The organism is Ligilactobacillus equi DSM 15833 = JCM 10991 (assembly GCF_000615765.1).
Lineage (GTDB): Bacteria > Bacillota > Bacilli > Lactobacillales > Lactobacillaceae > Ligilactobacillus > Ligilactobacillus equi.
In genome coordinates, this window is record NZ_BAMI01000102.1 from 1 (window position 1) to 2,730 (window position 2,730).

Here is a 2,730-nt window from a genome sequence, read left to right on the forward strand (position 1 = left end):
TTTTGGTAACTTGTTGCCCTCAGCGGTTACTGTTGTACCGGTTGGTAACGAAGTTACTGCTTGACCGTTGGCGTCTGTCAAGTTTGGTGTTACAGTTGTTTCACCTGCTTTGGTTACGTCTACAGCTGGGTAAGTCACTTCAACATCACTAGCTTTGTCTGTAACTGTCATTGGAACTGTTACTGCTTGTGTTGAACCATCTGGGTAAGTTACTGTTACTACACCGCTTGTTTGACCTGCCTTAGATACATCTGGAGTGCTTGTCCAGGCGTATGTGGTATCCGCTGGTAAGTCAGATGCATTGCCAATTACTGATTCAGCTGTTGGAGTTTGACCTAAACCTGTGGTTACATCATTTTTAGCTTGTGCTTGATAGTTAAAGCTGTCTTTGATATCCATTGTAATAGTTGCCTTATCTTCAGAACCATCTGAGTATGTCACTGTTACTGGGATTTCAAAGCTACCGACTGGAGTACCAGCTGGTACATTTACCCTTACTGTACCTGTTGTTTGGTCAACATTACCTAATGTTACACCTGTTGGTAAATTACTATCATCAACGGTCAGTTTCGCACCTGTTGGTAATGATTGGATTTCTTGACCACTAGCATTTGTTATTTTCGGTGTTACACTCACATCGCTTGCTTTGGTTACGTCTTTAGCTGGGTAAGTAATACCATATTGGCTAGCTTCTTGAACCTTGATGTATAAAGTAGTTCTTGAGCCCTTCTTGTTGTTGTTTAATACACTTAAATCAATGGCATCTGATTCAGCCACCGTTCCTAAGAATTGACCACCATAAACCGTATCGTCAAGGGTATTTCCTTTAAGACCAGCATTATCAACTGTTACTGGTACACTAACAGTTGCCGTATTTAAAATTGCTGCTCCTAAAATTTCATTTAATAAATTACCAGTTGTACTTAATACCCCTTTATCACCGTTAATTAATGTATTTAAGGTCTTAACTAAGTTAAGTTGAGTTGATGGAATGGTTACTTTTAAACCATTAGCAGATAAGACGGGGTTAAGATCATCACCAATTCCAAGAATTGATAATACTTTATTTACACCTAATTTATCAACTAATCCACCTAAAGTACTTACAGTTCCACCAAGAAGGTTACCTACTGTACCAGTAAGTCCACTTAAAACTCCACCTAAGACAGGAATCTTGCTTAGAGCACCATTAAGTTGTCCTGCAATAGTTGAGTTATTTTCCATATTGCTCATCAAATCAGCAGATGAAACCGTCGCGGTAATTTTTAAATTACCTAAATCTTTAATAATATTATCTAAAATACCTTTAACGTGGTCAGTCGCAATTTTACCAATTTCTTGTTGAAGATTTACTTCTAAATATTGATTACCTTGTTCATCAGTTTTAATTGTGACTGGTGCATCTAAATTACCATTATTAATATCAAGTACTCTTGAATTAGGGTCAACATTACTTTGACTACCTTTTAAAAGGTTTAAATTCTTTATTACATCGTCAACACCATCGACACTAACTTGTAATTTACCGGCAGTTAATAAAGAAAGTAAGTTACCTAATAAACTGTTATCGTCATTACCAATAAGCTTATCGACAACAACACCAGTACCATTAAGAACACCATTTAATAAATCTGTTACTGGTTGTAAGACTGTTAAAGAGTTAACTGGTAATAAGAAACTTACTTTCCCAGTTGCATTACCATTTGTTGTAATCTTATCTTTTAGTCCCTCTGGAATTTCAATGACAACAGACTTATTCGCCCCTTTCAAAAGGTTGACATCAAGTACACCTTTACCATCAACCACAAAAGTTGCATCCGTACTAGTTAATGGATTAGTTGCTTCATTACCACTTTGATCTGGTGAAGTTACACTCGTGTTAACGGTTGATAATACTTGGACATTTGCTAATGAAACACCATTACCTGATGTAGGTGTACCAACACTAGAATCTACTGTTGCATCAGTATTTGAAGAGTTCTTTACCGTTGTGTCAGTATTTGTAGTTTGAATAGTATTAGTTGCTAGTAAGTTGGTACTTTTTTCACCACCAAAATTAGTTGGGTCTTCAACTGTTGGTGCTACATATGTTGCCACACTTGGTGAAGCTTGCACTTTCGCTGTGGTTTCTTGAGAAACACTTGAAACACTTTGGCTTTGAGCAGTTACTTGACTACTTACTTCTGATGTTGCGGTTTCTTTGGTTGCTACCGTCTGTGTGCTTGAAATAATTGTATCTTGGCCAAATTGTACCGTTGAAACTTGTTTTTTCCCTAATTCAATTTTTTCATCTGTTAGTTGGGAATTATCATTTTCAATTTGCTTATCAGATGAATAATTTGCATCTCCATCTACACTATCCGCATGAACTAATCCTGTATTAGCAAGACCTAAAGATAAGAAGACTAGAGGTGCTACTAACCAGCGACCCTTAGCCTTGTACATCTTATAACGTTTCTTAATTTCAGGCTTTTCTACTTTTTTCTTCAAACCTAACTTTTTCCTTGTCATACTTCTTTCTCTCCTTTTAATTATGAATATACAACTCAAATTGCAAATATAAGTTAGCCACTTTATCTCAAAAAGGTACTTCTTGATTCTAAGAAGTAAGTGAAAGTACCTCATTGTATAAGTAAACAGATTCGGCAGAATAACCACCTAAAAGCTTTCGTGGGTAATCATTGATTGCATCTTCTACGAATTGAATGTAATCATCAGTATATGATGAAA

Annotated in this window: 1 protein-coding gene; it reads right to left on the bottom strand. The window is 36.3% G+C overall.

The window, feature by feature from the left end; translation table 11 throughout:
• Window positions 1-2,511, bottom strand: a 2,511-nt coding sequence (locus tag JCM10991_RS14040; protein ID WP_035189008.1) for an adhesive domain-containing protein, incomplete at its 3' end; no start/stop codon positions are given.
• Window positions 2,512-2,730: the final 219 nt, after the last annotated feature.